Below are 20,494 nucleotides of genomic sequence, written 5' to 3'. Positions count from 1 at the left end.
CTGCACAGCCATGATGGCATCATGGCCCGACTTCGTTACTGGACTGACCGATGCGCTTGCCGCCCTATCTGTTGTTGGCTGTTCCGTTGCTGGCGATTCTTGCCGCCTGCACCAAGAAAGACGCACCGCCGCCGCGCTTTCCTGTCATCGGGCAGTTGAAAACCTTCGATCGCAGTTTTAGTGATGTGATCGCAAGCGACGCGCGTATCGAGAAGCTTACCGAAGGCTTCACCTGGTCCGAGGGCCCCGCATGGGTGCGCAACGGTAGCTATCTGTTGTTCACCGATGTGCCGGAAAACAAGCTCTATCGTTGGTCCGAAGATGCCGGCTTGTCGGTGTTCTTGTCGCCCTCCGGCTATAGCGGCCCGGAGCAGGCGAGCTTGCGCGAGGCGGGCGCCAACGGCCTGTATGCTGAACCGGGCGGCACCGTGTTGCTGGCGGACTCCGGTACGCGCATCGTCGCCAGGCTCGACCCGGCCACGCGCAAAAAGACACCGCTGGCGACGCAGTTCGAAGGCCACCGCTTCAACAGCCCCAACGATCTGGTCCGCCGCAGCGACGGCATGGTGTTCTTCACCGACCCGCCGTACGGTCTCAAGGGCATGAACGATTCGCCGGTCAAGGAGCTGCGCTTCAACGGCGTCTATCGCCTGGACACCGACGGCAGCGTGCATCTGCTTGATGACAGCCTGAGCCTTCCCAATGGCATCGCGCTCTCGCCCGACGAGCGCACCTTGTACGTAGCCAACTCCGATCCGCAGCGCCCGATCTGGATGGCCTATGCGCTCGACGCAACCGGTGCGGTGACCGGCAAGCGCGTGTTCGCCGATGCCTCCGATCTGGTTGCAAAGGACGCCCCCGGCCTGCCCGACGGCATGGCGGTTTCCGCCGACGGCCACCTGTTCGCCACCGGCCCCGGCGGCGTCATCGTCTTCGCACCCGACGGCCGCCGGCTGGGCCGCATCGAAACCAGCGAGCCGATCTCCAACTGCGCCTTCGGCAACGATGGCCACACGCTCTACATGACCTCGCACGCGATGCTGACGCGCGTGCGGGTGAAGGCGCTTGGCTTGCAGTTTGCGCGGTAGGGAAGTGCCCGACCAATCAGTCGGGTGCAACCAAGGAAATTGCCTGAATTATTGCTGCAATAGAGGCGGCTAATGCCGCCCGCTTGTTCCATTTTGCTTGTAGTTCTGCCGTTGCAATGACATCCCAGTGATGATCGTCATTAAAGAAAATAAGAACGGCTTTGTCATGTGGATCATTTGGATCATGGGAAGCTTTGGCCGCGCTTGCTTTATACCAAAGGAGTGATGCGATAACCGCAGCGAAAGCAGAGGCATAGCTCAGAGAAATTTTCAGGCTCATGACTTCGACAGTTGCCCGTGTGAGTTGACGAAGCTTAGATCACCGCCATTTGATGTCTTTATTGCCCCCAAACCAATGCGTCATCCAACTCCGGCCCACCGCCGCGATTGGCGCTCCCCGCAACCAGATAGAGATCGCCGTCGACGGCGGCGGCCTGTGTGCCATGACGCCCTTGCGGTAACGCAGCCAGCGTCTTCCAGGTGGCGGTGGCCGGATCGTAGGCCTCGACCTCGTCGTGCGCCTTGACCTGGCGCGTACTCTCGCCGCCCATCACCAGCAGCTGGCCATCACGTGCAATGGAGGCGGCGCCCGCGCGTGGGGTCGGCAACGCAGCCGGGGCGACAGTCCAGGTGCCGCGTTCGATGTCGTAGATATCGACCTCGCTGATTGTCTGCGCCAGGGTGTTGCCACTTTCATGCGCCGAGCGTCGTCCACCGGCCGCATACACCGTGCCATCGATCACCACCGCGTGGAAATGGTCGCGCGCACTTGGTGCATCGGCCAGTCGCGTCCATTGCTGCGTTTTCGTATCGAACGCATCCAGCCATGGCACATAGCCGCTCATATGGCCGCGCGTATTGCCGCCGACCAGGTACAGCACGCCGTTATGCTCCACCGTTCCGGCAGCGCCGCGGCGGCGGTCCTTGGGGATCTCCGCGCCAACCTGCCAGCGATCGGTGGCAGGATCGTAGATCAGCAGGTGGGTCAGCGCGGCTTCTTCCGGGTAGTCGCCGGTCAGGCCGCCGACGAAGTAGAGTTTTCCGGACGACACCACTGCCTGCGCGTGGCTCACTGCCAGCGGTGGCGGGCTGCCTTTGGACCAGCGGTGCGTTTTGGTATCGAAGATGTCCAAGGGCCGATCATCGCGCCCACCGATCAGGTAAAGACGGTCGCCGATGGCGACCAGGCTGTTCTCGTGACGCGCATGCGGCTTGCCTTCGCCAGAAACACTCTTCCACTGCGCAGCAGCTTGCGTCGCCGGCACTCCAGGCGCATGCACTGCAGTCTGGGCAAACGCAGGCACGCATGCGCATGCAAGCAACAGAACAGCCACACGGAATGCGTTCGCTGACGGTGTCATGGAAGATCGCTCTCTGAGTGCGAAGTGCACTGAGTGTATCGGTATCGCGATGAGGCAGCCTGCGAGGCCGTGCCGGACTTCTCAAGCAAAAGAATGCTGGGAACACGCCATGGCGGACTCAACAAATACGCGTGCCTGATCGCTCGGCGACGGCAGAGCATGGCGTGCGCTTGAAGCAACCCACGCGTCGCGCTGAAAAGGAGCGTGCCGGGGCATTCGAAAAATCAATGCAGCCAGCACGCAGCGACTGCTTTCACTGCAACACCATCGACAACAGCCACGTACAAAGACACACATACGCAAGCAGCCCAAGACTTGCGGCCAAGGTGGTGCGCATGATCGCCGACTCCTGCCCCACCAACTTGACCGCGGCCGCTGCAATGGCGATCGATTGCGGTGAGACCAGTTTCGCCATCACGCCGCCTGCGGTGTTGGCTGCCACCAGCAATGCAGCAGGCACGCCGATCTGCGCTGCCGTCACTGCCTGCAGGTGCGCAAACAAGGTATTGCTGTTGACCACCGAGCCGGTGATGAACACCCCCATCCAGCCGATCACCGGCGACAGCAGCGGAAACACACCTCCCGCCTGTGCCAGGGCCAGACCGATGGACGAGGACGCACCGGAATAATTGGTGACATAAGCCACCGCCATCACCAGCGACACGGTGGCCAGCGGCTTCCACATCTCTCTCGCAGACTGGGCGAGCTCACCTGAGGCCGAACGCAGGTTCAAACGCGGCGAGAGCAGCACAGTGAGCACCGCGGCGATCAGGATTGCGGTACCGGAAGCGTTGAGCCAACCAACGTTCCACACCGCAGGCAGCGTGCGCACGCTGGCGACCAGTGGCGGAACTTCCTGCACGCGTTGATCGAGCAGGCCGATGGGCAGATGCAACACCGTGGCCGCAAGCGCGCCGTCTGCGGCAAACAGCGCCTTGAAGGCAGGCAGGCTCCACACCAGGATTGCGCCGGTGAGGATGTAGAACGGCGACCATGCCAGCAGCACCTGTTTGAGCGTCCAGCGTTGCGTGGAGCAGGGCGGTGCCTGCGCTTCACGATAGATGCGCTTGGGCCGCCAGAACCGCATGAAGAGCGCCAGCCCGCCCATGCCGGCCAGCGGGCCGAGGATGTCCACCAGTTCCGGCCCGAGGAAGTACAAGGTCAGCGTCTGCACGCCACTGAACACCACGCCGACAAACAGCAGCACCGGCCAGGTCTCGCGCACGCCACGCCAGCCATCGAGCATCGCCACCAGCCCCGCAGGCACGAACACTGCGCAGACCTGCACCAGCGCCATCAGCATCAGCGACATCTCGTCCAGGCGCACGCCGCCCTGCTGCGCGCCGACCAGTACCGGGATGCCGATCGCACCGTAGGCTCCCGCTGCGCCGTTAGCCAGCAAGCACAACATCGCTGCCTTGAGCGGACGGAAGCCCAGCTCCACCAGCAGTGCCGCGCAGATGGCGATCGGTACGCCAAAACCGGCAGCGCCTTCCAGAAATCCGCCGAAGCAAAACGCGATCAGCAACACCTGGATGCGTTGATCTTCGGACACCGTGGCGATGCTGCCGCGGATCACCTCGAACTTGCCACTGCGGATCGCCAGCTTGTACAGCCATACCGCCATCAGCACGATGAAGCCGATCGGGAAGATGCCGTTGGCGATGCCCAGCAGCGCGGCGCCCACGATGCTGGCCATCGGCATGCCGAACACCAGCGACGACACTGCCACCGAGACCAGCACCGCCAGGGAGGCGGCGGTCAGCCCCTTGAGCCGCAGTACCGTCAGCGCCAACAGAAAGAACACCACAGGCAAGGCAGCCAGCAAGGCCGAGAGGTTGGCGTTACCGAGCGGGTCGTAGAGTTGTTGCCACATGGTCGGGCCTGCGCGGGTGGTGAACGGAAAAGGTGACGCTAAGGTGCCGAAACAAGATTCGCGCACGCCGTGCCCGCAGCGAAATCAGCGAGGTTGCGCAGGGTGATGTCGGAGATCTCCTGCAACGCTTCGGCAGTGAAAAATCCCTGATGCCCGGTCACCAGCACATTGGGGAAGGTCATCAAGCGTTGAAACACATCGTCGTCGATGATCTCGCCGGAGCGGTCCTGAAAGAACAAGGCGCTTTCCTGCTCGTAGACGTCGATGGCCAGATGGCCGAGCTGGCGGGATTTGAGTGCGCGGATCACCGCATCGGTATCCACCAGCCCGCCACGCGAGGTGTTGACCAGCATCGCGCCGGGCTTCATCGAGGTCAGCGCTGTGTCATCGATCAGGTGTTGCGTTGCCGGCGTCAGCGGGCAGTGCAGCGAGACGATATCCGCGCGTGCGAGCAGCGTCTCCAGTTCGACCCGCTGCCCGAGTGTCTCGAAGCCAGGCGTGGGATAAGGATCGTAGCCCAGTACATCGCAGCCCATCCCCTGAAAAATACGCGCAGTTGCCAGCCCGATCTTGCCCAGCCCGATCAGGCCCACCGTCTTGCCGTGTAAGGTGCGCCCGAGCAGGCCATTGAGCATGAAGTTGCCCTCGCGCACGCGGTTGTAGGCACGGTGCGTCTGGCGGTTGAGCGTCATGACCAGTGCCAGGGTGTGCTCGGCCACTGCTTCGGGCGAGTAGGCCGGCACGCGTGCGACGAACAAATCCAGCGCCTTGGCGGTGACCAGGTCGATGTTGTTGAAGCCGGCGCAGCGCAGCAGTACCGCGCGCACGCCCATCGCGTGCAGCGCCTGCAGCACGGACGCATCGAGCTGGTCGTTGACGAACACGCAGACTGCTTCGCAGCCCTGCGCCAGCGTTGCGGTCTGCAGATCGAGCGATGCTTCGAAGTAAACGAACTCGGCTGTGGAGTCCTCTCTCAAGCGCAGTTTCGCTTCTTCGAGAAATCGCTTGTCGTAAGGGCGCGTGCTGAAGACAGCCATTTTCATGCAGAGAACTCCATAGGTGCGAGAACACGGTAGCTCACCAGCCGCCACGCGTCTTGCACCGCGTTTCGCCAATCAGTGCGAACACGGTTAGCTCAAGCGACCGCATGAAGTCAGCCTGGCACTGAGCTTCGCCTCTGCATATCGAGTTCCAACACTAGGCGAATACACATCTGCGAACCGGCCTGGTAGCTGTGCCGCGCGGGCTGTCGATCGGCGATCAACACTACGCTGGTCATGGAGCCGGACGCGTCCGCTTGCTCTCGCCACGGCAACGGTCGGAACAATACTTCACCTCGTCCCACACGCGCTCCCACTTCTTGCGCCAACGAAACGGCCGCCCGCAGTGCATGCAGGGTTTTTCCGGCAGCTCGTGTTTCTTGCGCATGGCCATGCGGGTTTCAGACCTGACGGAACATGGATGGGAGCAAGGGTGAGCCAAGCATGTCATGTTGAGCGACGTGGCGTAGCTGTCTTCTTAGCTGCGTAGGTCTCAAGCCGCTCAAACATAACGCAGCTACTGTTCTGCCATTCGCGCCGGAGCAGACAGTTCCCCTTCTCTCTTGCACGGGAGAAGGGGTGCAAAGCGCCGGATGCGCGCGCTCAAAGCGTGTCACCTTCTGCGTGGTCTTGCCGCAGGAATAGCGGGCGCCACGCGGCTGATCAACAACACGCCACGCCCCACCGTGACCCGCAGCGCATCGCCAACAGCAAAACCGCATTGCTCCAACCAGCGCCCGGACAGCCGCAGCTTGGGTACCGCGCAGCCAACCACATCTTCGGCACGCCGCACGTTGTAGTGCTGGCGGCTCATGGTGACCTGGTCCGGGATGCGGAAGTACGGTTTGCGTAAGGGCGGCGTAGGCGCAAGCGATGGATCGATCGATGTCTCATCAGTAGTACTGGTGAAGACCGGACTCTGCTTTGCCGTCTTGCGTACAACGGAGGCGCGTTTGGCGGGCGATGCAGAGCTTGCACGGGCTGTTGCTTTGGGACGTGTCATATCGAACTCCTTGTGCGATAGGAAGTCCGCCGCATCGCTGTCAATCGAGGTGGCGGACGGCATGCGGTTGACAGACCGGCCACAAGGTACCGGCAGACCTTTCGGTCTCCGCACACCGCCCGCCATAGAGCGGGCACGCTACCCAACGCAGACATCAGGCAAAGAAAAAGCGCCGACATCGTGCAATGGGCGCTGGTGCGCCTTGTGGTTTCGGACTGTCAAATCCGGCTGCGGAATGTGCCGCAGCAAAGGAATCTTGCTACTCGCCAATGGATCGAGTCAATACATGACGACACGGCTCTCAACCGATCCCTTTGATGTGGCGTATCGTTGCATCCAAAGACGACTTCGTTCTCCCACTACGAGAAAGCGATGACTTCCACTGCCGAAACGCCAGACCGTACGATTCCACTGCTCCCAGGCCGCTCGATCGAACGCACGGTCGCCTTCTATCGACGGCTTGGCTTTGTCGGCGACGCGCATCCGCACGATGCGGGATACGCAATCCTGACGCGCGGTGACGTCGAACTGCACTTCTTCGCGCACCCGGACCTTGATCCTGCTGCCTGCTATGCGGGGTGTTACATCCGGGTTGGCGATGTCGATGCGGTCTATGCCGCCATGCGTGGCGCTGGACTTGCGGTGCACGGCATTCCACGGCTGGATCCTGTCGGGGACAAGCCTTGGGGCATGCGGGAGTTCGCGATTGTCGATGAGAACGGCAACTTGATCCGGGTGGGTCAAGTAATCAAGACCTGACTCGATGGCAAGGCCTGGCAGGACGAAAGGGAGTCATGCGTGAGCAGGGCCGCGGGAGCTACTTGCACGGCACCCGCTTGAAGGTGAAATCGATGGTGCGCGGCTGTCCTCCCACAGTGCCTTCGATGCGGGCTTGCATACGCCCCTTTGCCAGTTCTTGGTAGGACACCTGCTCCGGGAAATCGTGATCCGGTGCCTGGAAGGAGACAAAGTTCTGGCCAGATTTGGACAGTTTGAATGTCGTTTCGGCTTGTCCAGATGGCAACGCCACGAACTCCAGCTGCCCACTGCCGCCCAGCTGCAAGCGCATGAACTCGAACTCCACCGTCTTTCCGCCCCGCACCGTGCGACTCATGCCAAGCATGGTCCCGCCCGCAGGTGACATCCAGTGCTCTATCGATCCTTCTTCTTGATTCTCTGCGCGCCAGCATCCTGCAAGCCATTCAACATCCTTGAGTGCACCACTTGAAGATGCTTGGGCAGTTTGGGCGAATGCGATTGCAGCGGCCAGCAAGAGGCTGTTTGAGTAGCGCATGTGTATGGATCCAGTGTGTGGAGCATCCGTGCTAACTCAGCTTCTACAGCAACCTTTGCACGTCTGCTGGACTTCCAGCATGCAGTGCGGCATATGCGTGCTGTAATGCCTCTACAAAGCGCGCATCGCCAGAGAGCGGAGCAAATACGGCATCGAGAGTGAGAAACGCTGCCACGTCGTGGATGGCATCGCCGGTTGCGTCGCGCCCGATCTTGCTCAGCGACTCACTCAACGGGTCGATCAAGGTCACGCCATTACGTGCCTGCCTGCGCACGAAGTGCAACCACGCTGCGACCGGCAGGCATAGCCGGTCGATCCGTCGTCCGGCATCCAATGCGTCGCCGATGGTAGTGAGCAAGCGCACGGGAATCTTCTGCGAGCCGTCCCAGGCGATCTGGGCGAGCAGGTGGCGGACGGCGGGGTTGCGGAAGCGGGCCAGGATGGCGCCGCAGTAGTGCTGCGGGTCGAAGCCTTGCATCGGTTGCAGGGTGGGGGCGATGTCCTCGCGCATCAGGGTTTCGACAAAGGCGGCCAGTTGCGGGTGATGCATGGCGTCTGCGACGGTCTCCAACTCCAGCAGGCTGCCGAGATAGGCGAGCGCGGAGTGCGGGGCGTTGAGCAGGCGCAGTTTGGCGCGCGCGTGGCCGACGATGTCGTCGCTGAGGGTGACATCTGCGCGCTCGAAGGCGGGGCGTCCGTTGCAGAAGCGGTCTTCGATCACCCACTGGGTGTAACGCTCGCGTTGAATCGGCCAGGCGTCGTGCAGGCCGGTTTGCGCGTGCACCTGCGCGCGCAGTGCGTCGTCGGTGGCGGGGGTGATGCTGTCGACCATCGAGCGCGGGAAGCTGACGTGCCGGTCGATCCAATCCGCAAGCGCGGGATCGTTTTGCTGTGCGAGCAGCAACACCGCGCGGCGTAGCAGGTTGCCGTTGTCTTGCAGGTTGTCGCAGCTGAGGGCGGTGAACGGCGCGGTGCCTTGCTGCCTGCGCTGCTGCAAGCCGGCGACGAGATAGCCGATGGCGCTGCGCGGTGTGGATGGATGTGCGATGTCGTGCGCGATATCGGGGTGGCTGAGGTCAAGGGTGTCGCCTGCGAGGCAATAGCCCTTTTCGGTGACGGTGAGAGTGACCAGGCGCACGGCGGGGTCGGCGAGGCGTGCGAGCACCGCAGCTTGTTCGTCCGCGGCGCACAGCACTTCGCGGATGGCGGCGATGATGCGCAGTTGCGGGTGTTCGTCGAGCAGGGCGAGGGTGTAGAGGCCGTCTTGTGGGCGTAGGGCGTCGCGCACGTGTGGGCTGTGTAGCGAGACGGCGCTGATGGCCCAGGTGGGGTCGTCGGCGAGTAGGTCGTCGATGTAGACGGCCTGGTGGGCGCGGTGGAAGGCGCCTGCGCCTAGGTGGACGATGCCGATGGTGGTTGTTGCTGGGTCGTAGTTGGGTTTTAGGATTGTTTTGGCTAGGTGCGGAAGGGTGGCTAGGGAGAGTTGTGGGATTGGCATGATTTGTTTGGAATAGTGGGTGCTGCACGTTCGCGTGGTGGCCGTACCCTCACCCCAACCCCTCTCCCGACGGGAGAGGGGCTTTTCGCGGCGGCTTCTTGGAGCGCGATTACTCGTCGGTGACGGTGAAGCGTTGTTTGCTGCGGATGTCTGCGCTGGAGGCGCCGATCTGCAGCTCGTAGGCGCCTGGGTCCACCGCGTAGGCTTTGCGTTGCTCGTCGTAGATACGTAGGGCGTCTTGCGGCTTGATAGTGAAGCGCAGCTGCCGTTGTTCGCCTGGTTGCAGGGTGATACGTTGGAAGCCGTGCAGTTCCTTGAGGGCGCGTTCGCGTTGTGGCTTCAGCGGATGCAGATACAGCTGCACCACTTCATCGCCTGCGCGTTGGCCGGTGTTCTTCAGCGTGACCGTGGCGGTAAGCATGCCATCGGCAGCGACGGTGCTGCGATCGAGGCGCAGGTCCGAATAGGCGAATTGCGTGTACGACAGGCCGTGCCCGAATGGGTACAGCGGCTTGCCCTGGAAATAGCGATAGGTGCGGCCGCGCATGGCGTAATCGTCGAAGGCGGGCAGGCGCTCGTCTTCCTTGTAGAAGGTGATCGGCAGGCGGCCGCCGGGACTGGCCTGGCCGAACAGCACATCGCCCACCGCGCTGCCGCCCCGTTGGCCGGGGTACCAGGCCAGCAGGATGGCGGGCACGTGTTGCTGCGCCCAGTCGATCGCCAGCGCCGAGCCGGTCGTGAGGACTGCAACCACCGGCGTGCCGGTGGCCTGCAGTGCCTGCAGCAGCTCGCGTTGCGGTTTGGGCAAGCGTGTGTCGGTGCGGTCGCCGCCGGCAAAGCCGGGATAGTTGACGTCCATCTCTTCGCCTTCCACATCGCCGGTGAGGCCGCCGACGAACACCACCACCTCAGCGTTGCGTGCGGCGTCCACGGCCTCTTGCAGCGGCGGCTTGGCGCCGGGCATGCGCCAAGCCAGCCGCACGCCGGCATCGCGGGTGGCCTCGAAGTATTCCACGCGTAAGTCGTAGGCCTTGCCGCCTTCCAATGCGACGCTGGCGTTGCCGCCGCGCATGCGCGGAGCCTCGCTCCATTGATCGATGAGCAGCTTGCCGTCCAGAGACAGGCGCACGCCATCGTCGGCGGCGATCTGCAACTCGTAAGTGCCCGAGACTGGCGGTAGCAGCTGGCCATGCCAGCGCACGCTGAAGTCGTCCTTGTCGAGCGCGCGGTCGGCATGCAGTTCGCCACGGCCCACCGCATCGTCGGTGGGTGCGTTGCGATCCCAACGGAAGGCGATGCGTGGGTCGATGCGGGTCAGTACCGGCGTGCCGGCCAATGCGCGGCCTTTGAAGTATTCACCGGTCAACCCGTTCTGCGTGGCGCCAGCGGCCGGGCGCAGATAGCGCGTGTCGATCGGTGCGGCGGCGTTGGGGTCTTCGCGTCCTTCCACCAGATCGCTGCCGCGCGCGTAGACCACCTGCGCTTGCGGTGCGGCGTCGCGGATGCCTTGCAGGATGGTGACCGGCGCGGCCGGCGTGCCGTAGTAGTTGCCCAGCAACGACATCGGGTCGTCGGCGGTGGGGCCGATCACGGCGATGCGCTTGAGTGTGGGTTTGAGCGGCAACACGCCATCGTTTTTTAGTAGCACCAGCGATTCGCGCGCGGTGCGGCGTGCCAGTGCATCGTGCTGCGGCGATTGATTGGCTGATGCGGGAATCTGCGCCCACGGCACCTTGGCCGGCGGGTCGAACATGCCCAGCCGCATGCGTGTGGTCATCAGGCGCTTGAGCGCGATGTCGATGGTGGCCTCGTCGATCAAACCGGCACGCACTGCGGCCGGCAACGCGGCGTAGGTATCGCCGCAATCCAGATCGGTGCCATGTTTGACGCCGAGCGCGGCGGCGGCTTCGGGCGTGGGCACGATCTTGTGGTTCTGCCAGATATCGCGGATGGCGGCGCAGTCGCTGACGATGTAGCCGTCGAAACCCCAGTCTTTGCGCAGGATGCCTTCCAGCCGCGTGCTGGCCGAGGCGGATTCGCCGTTGACGCGGTTGTAGGCGCCCATCACCGCGGCGACCTTGCCTTCCTGCACCAGGGCTTGAAATGCAGGCAGATAGGTTTCGTGCAGATCGCGTTCGCTGGGATGCACATCGAAGTGATGGCGGTCGGCCTCCGGCCCGCTGTGCACGGCGAAGTGTTTGGCGGTGGCATCGAGCTTGCGATACGGCCCTTGCTGCGCCTGCAGACCTTGCACGAAGGTCACGCCCAGGCGCGCGGTGAGGAACGGATCTTCGCCATAGGTTTCCTGCCCGCGGCCCCAGCGCGGGTCGCGAAAGATATTGATGTTGGGCGACCAGAAGGTGAGTCCCTGATAGCGCTTGTGCTCGCCGCGCGCCAGAAATGCGTGGTGCTTGGCGCGCGCTTCGTCGCCGATGGCGGTGGCCACCTCGGCCATCAACGGCGTGTCGAAGGTGGCCGCCAGGCCAATCGCCTGCGGAAATACAGTGGCTCCGCCTGCGCGTGCCACGCCGTGCAGCGCTTCGTTCCACCAATCGTATTCGGGCACCTGCAGGCGCGGGATGGCGGGCGCGGCGTTCTGCATCTGCGCGGCCTTTTCTTCCAACGTCATGCGTGCCACCAGATCGGCAGCGCGCGCGTCGAAGGGACGTTGCGTGTCCAGATACGGCGGTGGTGTTGCGGCCTGCGTGCTGGTGGCGGCAAGGGCCATCGCCAGCAGTAAGCTGCGTGCAAGTGCGCGACGTGGGGCGATGGCGAGGTGAGCGGTGTGCGAATGCATGGTCAGTCCTCCTTGGTGCGGTCCGGTTCCAGCTGGGCAAAAGGCCCGATCATGCTGCCGACGAAGCCGCCGGCCTGTGCGGTGCTGAGCATGCCCGCATCGTCGTTGCGGCGCAGCGATTGCCAGCCGCGCCCATTGGCATCGAAGGCGAAGCTGTAGGCGCCGCCGTCGCCGCTGATCTGCAGGCGCAACTGTGTGGTTGCAGGTATGCGGGTGCGTGCGAGCGTGGTGGTTGTCGCGCCATCGCGCTTGTCCACAAATACTTCCAGCACATCGCCAATGCGTCGCACGCCGAGTGCATACCACGCATTGGAATTCTGGAAGGCGGTAAGCCCGGCACTGATGCCGGCCTGCGTAGGCACCGCCAACGCAGTGCTTGCAGTGAAGCGCGTGTGTTGCTGGCGCCGCGCGAGGAAGGCCGGTGTGGCGGTGCTGTCCAGGCCGTGTGCGTTGGCATGCAGCGTCAACCAACCGGCGCGTGCGCGTAGGTCGGCCACATCCTGTTTGGGCACACGCAAATAGAGCCATTCGCGCTGTAGCGAGGTGCTGGCAAAGTCATCGCGCCAAGTGAAGTTGCCCGACAACGGTGCTTGATCGGCGGGTGTCTTCCCGCCGCGCGGGCTCTGTGCGTGATACGGAATCGGCTCGCCGGCCGGCAGAATCGACGGCCAGCCATCGTGCCATTGCACCGGCAGCAAGAAGGTCTCGCGCCCGGTGTTGTAGCGCTCGCCCGCATACGGGCGGCTGGCCAGAAACACCGCCCACCATTGCCCGTCCGGCGTGTCCACCAGATCCACATGGCCGGCGTTGCTGATCGGGTGCGCGCGCTCGGCCGGCAGGTCGCGTTGGGTCAGGATCGGATTGTGCGGCGAGGCTGTATACGGCCCCCACACTTTGCGACTGCGCAGCACCACCTGCGAATGCTGCGGCCCGGTGCCGCCTTCGGCACACGAGAGGTAATACCAACCGTCGCGTTGATACAGATGCGGGCCTTCGATCCAGATCGGTTTGCTGGCCAGATCCACGCCGCCGTTGAGCAGCACCTTGCGCGGGCCGGTCGGTTGATTGGTGGCGAGGTCGAAACGCTGCATCCAGATCGCGCGATGGCCTTCGTACAACGGCGTGCCTTCCGGCGGGCCATTGTTGAGCAGATAGGCGCTGCCATCGCTGTCGAAGAACAACGACGGGTCGATACCATCGATGCCCGGCAACCACGTCAGTGGCGACCATGGCCCTGCGGGATTGCTGGCACTGGCGATGAAGTTGCCGCCACTATCGACCGAGGTGCCCACCACATAAAAGCGCCCGTCGTGATGGCGAATGCTGGCAGCGAACATGCCGCGCGAGACGCCCAGGCCATCGTAATTCAACTGCTCACGGCGCTCGACCACATTGCCGATCTGCGTCCAGTGCATAAGATCGGCGCTCTCGAACACCGGGATCGCAGGGAAATACGCAAAGGTGGAATTGACCAGGTAGTAGCGCTCGCCCACGCGCGTCACGCTGGGGTCCGGGTAGAACCCGGCCAGCACCGGGTTGCGGTAATGGCCGGCCGGCAACGGTGTGGCGAACACAGTGTCGTCGCCGCGATAGTCGAACCAATCGAAGGCGACATCGGCCTGCGCTTGCGCCTGCACATTTGCAGGCGCGGCCAGGGCAATCAGCAGTGTCGCAAGCACGGCTGGCAGCAGGCGCATCACCAGTCCCACATCGCACCGTCTTCCAGGCGCGCAACCGGCAACTGCTTGGGCACGTAGGGATATTTCGCCGCCAGGGTTTCGTCGATGTCCACGCCGTGGCCCGGGGTTTCGCCGCAATGCAGGCGCCCGTCGCGGAACACATAGTCGTGCGGAAACACCGCATTGGCCTCGTCGGAATGGAACATGTATTCCTGGATGCCGAAGTTGGGCACCCAGGTGTCGAAGTGCAATGCCGCGCCCATGCACACCGGCGACAGATCGGTGGCGCCGTGGAAGCCGGTACGCACCTGATGCAGCGCGGCGAAATCGGCCAGCCGCCGCACATGGGTGATGCCGCCGGCGTGGACAATGGTGGTGCGGATGTAGTCGATCAACTGCTGCTCGATCAGGTGCTTGCAATCCCAGAGCGAATTGAACACCTCGCCCACCGCCAGCGGTGTGACTGTGTGCTGGCGAATCACTTCGAATGCACGCTGGTTCTCGGCAGGCGTGGCGTCTTCCAGCCAGAACAATCGGTACGGCTCCAGGTCGCGGCCCAGACGGGCGGCTTCGATCGGGGTGAGCCGGTGATGTGCGTCGTGTAGCAACTCGATCTCATCGCCATGATCGCTGCGCAGCTGCTCGAACAGCTTCGGCACCACGCCGAGATAGCGCGGCGTGGACCACACCGTTTCGGTCGGCAGCTCGCTTTCGGCCGGCTCGTACGGTTTGCCGCCGCTGGAAATGCCGTAGGTCTTCTTGATGCCGGGCACGCCGCATTGCGCGCGAATGGCGATAAAGCCGAGCTCGCGAAAACGGCCGACTTCCTCGCTGGTTTCGGCGATATCGCGGCCATTGGCATGGCCGTACACCAGCGCACCTTCGCGCGAGCGCCCGCCGAGCAACTGATACAACGGCATGCCAGCCATCTTGCCCAGGATGTCCCACAGCGCCACATCCACCGCCGCGATCGCGCTCATCGTCACCGGGCCGCGGCGCCAGTACGCGCCGCGGTAGAAGAACTGCCAGATGTCTTCGATACGGCCCGCATCGCGGCCGATCAGGTTCGGCACCAGGTGTTCCTGCAGGTACGCCGCCACCGCCAGTTCGCGGCCATTGAGCGTGGCATCGCCCAGCCCGGTGATGCCCGAGCGCGTGCGGATCTTCAAGGTGACGAAGTTGCGCCCGGGGCAGGTGACGATGACGCGCGCCTCGACGATCTCGCGATCGCGGGCCGAGCCTTGCAGCGGAGCAGGGGAGTCGGGAGTCTGTGACATCGGGGTCTCGCTCATGGGGAAGAAGCGGCAGTGATGGGGAGTTCGAACGGGACGGCGGGCAGGCCGTTGCGGTCATACAGCGTGCAGACCGGGCTGTCGGCCCAGCAGTAGCGCACGCGTGTGGCATCCAGGCCGGCAGGGATGCGCAGGCCGATGGCGCGCTCGCGCAAGGTGGCGGCGGCATAGCGGCAACTGCCGGGTGCAGCACCACACACTTCGAAGCCGATCGGTGCACCGGCGCTGTAGCTCAGCAATGCGGTGTCGACGTCGTCGAAGTCGATGCGCAGTGCGTCGCCGTCACGCCGCACGCTGCGTGGCACCGGGCCGGAAGGCGCAATCGCCTCGCCATACACCACCTGCCGCGCCGCACGCGCAAGGCGCCGGCCCAGTTCCTGCTTGTTGGCCGGATGGATGTCGTAGCGGTCGCCGATATCGATGGCCACCGCCAGGCCTGCGTTCGCATCGTTGGCGACGAAGCGGCGCTGTGCTTCGCGCAGTTGCGCCCAACCGCTTTCGACCGGCTGCGTGGGCGGCGCGCCATAGTTGGCAAGCTGCACGATCAGCAGCGGCAACTGCGCACCGAAGCGTTGCCGCCAATCGCGTTGCCAGGCCGTGAGCAAGGCCGGGTAATGCGCTGCATCGCCAGCATTGGATTCGCCCTGGTACCACAGCACGCCACGCAGACCGAGCTGGCCGAGCGGGGCGATCATGCCGTTGTACAAGGTGGTCAGCCCGGCCGCCGACGACCACGGTGCGCGCGGTGGCGAGCCCAGTTGCGGCGGCACAATGCGGTACTGCCAGGGCGCGGCCAGCGCTAGTGTGCTGCCATCGGCAAACTGCAGCGCACGCGATTGCGCATCGCCCAGCAGCCCACCGCGCCGATAGGTGTTGAGCACGTTGAGTACGATGCTGTTGCGCCCGGCATGCAGGCGCCCGCGCGGCAAGCTGTAGCGACGCGGCTGATCGGCGCCGTAACTGCTGCCCACGCCGCGCCCGTTGACCCAGGTCTGGTCCAGCTCGTCCACGGGCCCCAGCAGCAAGGTGGCGTCTTGCGCGGCCTGCGCCTCGGTCAACTCGATGCTGGTGCGATACCAGACCATGCCGTTGAAGCCGACCAGCTGCGGCACGCCCCAGTCGTCCCATGCGCCCAGCGCGGCCGGTGCGGGTTGCCAATCGCCGGGCGCATCCGGTTGCCATGGTTCGCCTTCGCCTTCGCCGTGCGCATGCCACCACGTCTCCCACAGCGCAGCCCAATGCGGCGCGGCATCCACCGGGTCGCGTGCGTAACGCGCCAGCACATCCAGTGCCGGACCGTCGTCGCCGGCAGCACGCAAGGCTTTTTCGCCGATCCAGGCCTGCAGTTGCGAGCCGCCCCACGAGGCGTTGATCAAGCCCATCGGCACGTCGACGGTCTTCTGCAACTCACGCGCAAAGTAATAGCAGGCCGCAGAGAAGTCCTTCACCGTCTCCGGCGTGGTGAGCTGCCACGCCGCATCGCTACCGAAGCTGCGCTGCGGCGTCGGGCTGGATTGCGCAGGCACCTTGAACATGCGGATGCGCGGGTTGTCGGCATCGGCAATCTCGCTGCGCGAATCCAATGTGCGATGCACCTGCAATTCCATATTGGATTGGCCCGAGCACAGCCACACATCGCCGATCAGCACGTCGTTCACTTGCTGCGCCGCGCCCTGGTTGGTGCGTGCGCTCAAGGTGTACGGCCCGCCCGCGGGTTGCGCAGGCAGGCGCGCTTGCCAATGACCTTGTCGATCTGCGCGTGCCTGCACTTGTTGTGCAGCCAGTTGCACGCTCACGCGCGCGCCAGGCGTTGCGTCTCCCCACACACGGATCGGCGCATCGCGCTGCAGCACTACATGCTCCTGAAACAGCGCATGCAGCAACGGTGCGTCGGCTGCATGCGCGATGCGTGGTAGCAGCGATGCCGATAGCGTGGCGATGACCACGGCAAAACCACGCAGGCTCATTTCGGATTCCCCGGCGCATACGGAAATTTCAATGCCTGGTAATACGTCAACGGATGCGCCGGCGGCGCCGTGCCGGCAGGCAACGGCCGCCCGGAGACGCTCTGAAAGTAGGCGATGCTGGCATCACGCCACCACTGCGCCTCGTCCTGCTGGATCGCCAGGAAGTTCGCCACCTGCTGATACCGCGGCGCATCGATCTTGCCCGCAAGGCTCTGCCAGGTGGTTCGCATGGCACGCACCTCGTCCACGCCATGGTCGTAATGCCACACCAGCTCGTCCCACAACGGCCGCCCCGATGCCATGCGGTGGTCCCAGGGCACATGGTGGAACCACAGCAGATCGCGCTCGGGCACGCGCTGCACATCGCCGAACACCCGCGCCACCGGCTTAGCGTATTGCGCCACCGCATTGCTGCCGCTGGCACTGCGGTCGAAGCCGATCCCGTTGCGGTCGGCGCGGTGGTAATACACCGGGTCCCAATCCGGGCGCTCGCTGCCTGCATCCCACGGTGCCGGGCCGTAGTGATGGCCGCGTCCCATCAGATGATGCAGGCCGAGCGGGGTCATGTAGTCCACCACCGCTTCGCGCGAGCGCAGCATCATGTCGACCACGGGCGTGAACACGGCAGCATCGTTGGAAAACGTCATGCGCACCCATTCCTGCGCGATCGTCTGCGGCGACAGGTCCGGGTTCCAGGCCAGCCGCCCGTACGCATACCAGTTGGCCTGATCGAAGATCGAGCCGCTCCAGTTGCGGTCCGCACCGATGTTGGCCACGCCGGCAATGCCGGTCAGCCGCGTGCGTTGCGTGTCGTTGAAGAGCGAGCCATCCACGGTCCTGGCCACGGTCGAGCCCTTGCCGCGCGCATAGGTATCGGCCTGCAGGGTTTCGGCAAACAGCGTGCCCAGGTAGGCCAGATGCGTCGAAAAGCCCAGGTACTCCTTGGTGATCTGAAACTCCGGCATCAACGGCGTCTTGCGCATCGCGCCGAACAGCGGATGGAACGGCTCGCGCGGCTGGAAGTCGATCGCCCCGTTCTTGACCTGCACGATCACGTTGTCGCGGAATCGTCCATCCAGCGGCACGAACTCGCTATACGCCTGCTTGGCGCGATCGTCCGGCTGCTCATGCGAATAGACGAACGCGCGCCACATCACCACACCGCCATGCGGCGCCAGCGCATCGGCCAACAGATTCGCGCCATCGGCATGGCTGCGCCCGTAATCCTGCGGGCCGGGTTGGCCTTCGGAATTGGCCTTGACCAAAAAGCCGCCAAAATCTGGAATGCGTGCGTAGATCTCGTTCGCCTTGTCACGCCACCACTGCTGCACCTGCGGATCCAGCGGGTCGGCGGTCTTCAGGCCGCCGATCTCGATCGGCGCACTGAAGCGCGCGCTGAGAAACACACGAATGCCGTAGGGACGAAACACATTTGCGAGTGCTGCTGCTTTGTCCAGATACTGCGGTGTCAGGCTCCATGCCTTGGCATTGACGTTGTTGAGCACAGTGCCATTGATGCCCAGCGATGCATTGGCGCGTGCGTAATCGGTGTAGCGCGGGTCCAGATAGCCGGGCAGGGTCTGCCAGTTCCATAACGAGGCACCGGCATAGCCACGCTCGACCACGCCATCCAGGTTGTCCCAATGATTGAGCATGCGCAGCTGCAGCCGCGGCGACTCACGCACATTCAGTGCGATGAGCGATTGGCCGGTCTGCAGCAGGCGCAGGAAGTGAAACGCGCCATACAACGCACCGATGTCGCTACCGCCGACGATGGCGGTGATGCGATGCCCGCCCACGCTGACGCTGCGAATCAGATATCCCTCGCGGCCCAGGCGCGTGGTGTCCAGCGTCAATGCAGCGATCTGCGGCGCCGTGGCGGCACCCAACACAATCGCACCATCGCGGGTCACGGCATCGGCCTGATGCGGCGCGCTGCCAAGCAGGCCCGACAGCCCACGCTGCAACTCGTCTCGCGCTGCGTGCAGGCTCGGTGAGTCGCCAGCGACGATCAATTCGCTCGCGCTATCACGCAGCTGCGCTGCATTGGCCAGCGGTTGGTAGCGCAACCATAAATCATGGCCATCGTCGGCTTGCGCACTGGTACTGGCCAGCGCCAACCCGCACAGCAGCAACATCGCCAGCAACCACTGCCATGAGAACGCACGGCAATCCGCGACGCGGCGGCCAGTCAAACATCTGCTCATGCGGCATGCTCCATTGGCGCGAACGCACGCAGCCGTGTATCGCCGCTGTGCCTGCTTCCCGGTACCATGCCTCGCATCGTCACGCATGCATGCGGCGCTTGCGTTCTCACTGCAGCATGTGTGCATCGTGCAGATTCGCCACCCACTTGAAGAGGCCACGCTTGGAGAAGGTCAGGAAATCGGTCCGCCGCACCAGCCGCGCGATCACCATCAATGAGGTGGCGGCGCTGGCGAAGGTCTCGCCGATGACGGTCTCGCGCGTAGTCAACAACAATGGCAGCGTGCGCGATGCCACTCGTGCGCGCGTGCTGCGCGCGGTGGACAAGCTCGGCTATACGCCCAACCTGGCCGCCAGCGCACTCGCCGCCGCGCAAAGCCTGCGTATCGCATTGATCTATAGCGACCCCAGTGGCGCGTATTTGCGCGAGTTGCTGCTGGGCGTGTTGCGGGTGGCCTCGCGCACCTCGATCCAGTTGGTGATCGACTGCTGGGACGACCTGGATGCCGATGCCGAACGCCGTGCCGCACGCAAGCTCGCCAAGGGCGTGGCCGGGGTGATCCTGCCGCCGCCGCTGTGCGAGTCCAAGGCCGCGGTACTGGAACTGGTACGCGCCAAGGTGCCGGTGGTGGCGATCGCCTCCAACCACTTCAGCCCGGATGTCGCCTGCGTGCGCATCGACGAATTCGCTGCCGCCAAGGAGATCACCGAGCATTTGATCGCGCAGGGGCATACCCGCATCGGCTACATCGCCGGGCATCCCAATCTGTCCGCCAGCGCACGCCGTTTCGAAGGCTTTCAAGCGGCGCTGTCCGATGCCGGCTTGCGCCTGGATCGGCATCTGGTGCAGCCGGGCGACTACACCTACAAGTCGGGTCTGGTCGCTGCGGAAAAATTGCTGGCGCGCAAACGCCGCCCCAGCGCGATCTTCGCCAGCAACGACGATATGGCCGCTGCTGCCATCTCGGTTGCGCACCGGCGCGGCCTGGATGTGCCGCGCGATCTGTCGGTGGTCGGTTTCGACGATACTTCTGCCGCCACCGCAGTGTGGCCCGAACTCACCACCGTACAGCAGCCCATCGCCGCCATGGCCGACGCTGCACTGGATATCTTGTTGAAGACGATTCGTGCCAAGGAGCGTACGGCGAAGATGGTCGATCATGTGGTCGCGCACCTGCTGGTCAAGCGGGATTCGGTGGCCGCACCGGCAGCGCCGGATGCAGCAGAACAACCGTAACGCTGCACGCGGCCATGCGCGCAGGCAGTAGATGATCGCCCGCGTGTGCAGACGATCACCTGCACAGCATCAACGCGTCAGATATTGATTGATCAGGTTCTCGTAGGCTTCCTGGCGGCCACTGAGTTGCTTTGGCGCATTGCCGGCTGCGTGCTGG

The 20,494-nt window shown here is 64.1% G+C and carries 16 protein-coding genes; 3 read left to right on the top strand and 13 right to left on the bottom strand.

Annotation, left to right across the window (positions count from 1 at the left end):
- The first annotated feature begins 50 nt into the window (after window positions 1–50).
- Window positions 51–1,088, top strand: coding sequence for an SMP-30/gluconolactonase/LRE family protein (locus AC1KVG_RS19915; RefSeq protein WP_481095538.1), 1,038 nt, complete (start codon window positions 51–53; stop codon window positions 1,086–1,088).
- Window positions 1,089–1,104: 16 nt separating this feature from the next.
- Here AC1KVG_RS19915 and AC1KVG_RS19910 read toward each other — a convergent pair whose 3' ends face one another.
- From AC1KVG_RS19910 to AC1KVG_RS19885, 6 genes are all read right to left on the bottom strand, one after another.
- On the bottom strand, window positions 1,105–1,368 hold the full coding sequence (locus AC1KVG_RS19910) for a hypothetical protein (protein ID WP_481095537.1): 264 nt from the start codon (window positions 1,366–1,368) through the stop codon (window positions 1,105–1,107).
- Window positions 1,369–1,426: 58 nt separating this feature from the next.
- Window positions 1,427–2,449 carry a Kelch repeat-containing protein gene (locus AC1KVG_RS19905; protein ID WP_481095536.1) on the bottom strand — a complete coding sequence of 341 codons (1,023 nt, stop codon included), beginning with the start codon at window positions 2,447–2,449 and terminating at the stop codon, window positions 1,427–1,429.
- 253 nt (window positions 2,450–2,702) lie between these two features.
- Window positions 2,703–4,325 (bottom strand): L-lactate permease, encoded by a 1,623-nt coding sequence (locus AC1KVG_RS19900; protein WP_481095535.1) that lies wholly within the window; start codon window positions 4,323–4,325, stop codon window positions 2,703–2,705.
- Between the two features lie 38 nt (window positions 4,326–4,363).
- Window positions 4,364–5,368, bottom strand: coding sequence for a 2-hydroxyacid dehydrogenase (locus tag AC1KVG_RS19895; protein WP_481095534.1), 1,005 nt, complete (start codon window positions 5,366–5,368; stop codon window positions 4,364–4,366).
- A 232-nt stretch (window positions 5,369–5,600) separates the two neighbouring features.
- Window positions 5,601–5,759: a DUF2256 domain-containing protein gene (locus AC1KVG_RS19890; RefSeq protein ID WP_074056361.1), complete on the bottom strand. Its 159-nt coding sequence runs from the start codon at window positions 5,757–5,759 to the stop codon at window positions 5,601–5,603.
- Window positions 5,760–5,978: 219 nt separating this feature from the next.
- Window positions 5,979–6,431: a SymE family type I addiction module toxin gene (locus AC1KVG_RS19885; protein WP_481095533.1), complete on the bottom strand. Its 453-nt coding sequence runs from the start codon at window positions 6,429–6,431 to the stop codon at window positions 5,979–5,981.
- A gap of 309 nt (window positions 6,432–6,740) precedes the next feature.
- Between AC1KVG_RS19885 and AC1KVG_RS19880 the strand changes: the two genes are divergently transcribed.
- Window positions 6,741–7,127, top strand: a complete 387-nt coding sequence (locus AC1KVG_RS19880) for a bleomycin resistance protein (RefSeq protein ID WP_481095563.1) — start codon at window positions 6,741–6,743, stop codon at window positions 7,125–7,127.
- 58 nt (window positions 7,128–7,185) lie between these two features.
- On the opposite strand, the gene AC1KVG_RS19875 is transcribed toward AC1KVG_RS19880, so the two are convergent.
- From AC1KVG_RS19875 to AC1KVG_RS19845, 7 genes are all read right to left on the bottom strand, one after another.
- The gene (locus AC1KVG_RS19875; protein WP_481095532.1) at window positions 7,186–7,662 is read right to left on the bottom strand and encodes a DUF6265 family protein; all 477 of its coding nucleotides are present in this window, start codon (window positions 7,660–7,662) and stop codon (window positions 7,186–7,188) included.
- Window positions 7,663–7,705: 43 nt separating this feature from the next.
- Window positions 7,706–9,160, bottom strand: coding sequence for a mannitol dehydrogenase family protein (locus tag AC1KVG_RS19870; RefSeq protein ID WP_481095531.1), 1,455 nt, complete (start codon window positions 9,158–9,160; stop codon window positions 7,706–7,708).
- Window positions 9,161–9,269: 109 nt separating this feature from the next.
- Window positions 9,270–11,888 (bottom strand): glycoside hydrolase family 3 protein, encoded by a 2,619-nt coding sequence (locus AC1KVG_RS19865; RefSeq protein WP_481095562.1) that lies wholly within the window; start codon window positions 11,886–11,888, stop codon window positions 9,270–9,272.
- A 71-nt stretch (window positions 11,889–11,959) separates the two neighbouring features.
- Window positions 11,960–13,654: a glycoside hydrolase family 43 protein gene (locus tag AC1KVG_RS19860; RefSeq protein ID WP_481095530.1), complete on the bottom strand. Its 1,695-nt coding sequence runs from the start codon at window positions 13,652–13,654 to the stop codon at window positions 11,960–11,962.
- Entirely contained in the window at window positions 13,654–14,913 is a 1,260-nt protein-coding gene (gene manD / locus AC1KVG_RS19855) for a D-mannonate dehydratase ManD (protein WP_481095529.1), read from the bottom strand. The genes AC1KVG_RS19860 and manD overlap by 1 nt, the downstream gene beginning before the upstream one ends.
- 11 nt (window positions 14,914–14,924) lie before the next feature.
- A complete protein-coding gene (locus AC1KVG_RS19850; protein ID WP_481095528.1) occupies window positions 14,925–16,895 on the bottom strand; it encodes a sialate O-acetylesterase in 1,971 nt (656 codons plus the stop codon).
- Complete coding sequence (locus AC1KVG_RS19845; RefSeq protein ID WP_481095561.1) at window positions 16,892–19,033, bottom strand: alpha-glucuronidase family glycosyl hydrolase; 2,142 nt, start codon at window positions 19,031–19,033, stop codon at window positions 16,892–16,894. Before AC1KVG_RS19845 ends, AC1KVG_RS19850 begins: the two co-directional genes overlap by 4 nt.
- A 230-nt stretch (window positions 19,034–19,263) precedes the next feature.
- Between AC1KVG_RS19845 and AC1KVG_RS19840 the strand changes: the two genes are divergently transcribed.
- The gene (locus tag AC1KVG_RS19840; RefSeq protein WP_481095527.1) at window positions 19,264–20,337 is read left to right on the top strand and encodes a LacI family DNA-binding transcriptional regulator; all 1,074 of its coding nucleotides are present in this window, start codon (window positions 19,264–19,266) and stop codon (window positions 20,335–20,337) included.
- The last annotated feature ends 157 nt before the right edge of the window (window positions 20,338–20,494 follow it).

Source organism: Xanthomonas sp. NCPPB 3959 (assembly GCF_056675575.1).
The sequence above is the reverse complement of the archived record's forward strand: the minus strand, read 5'-3'. Positions and strand labels throughout refer to the sequence as shown.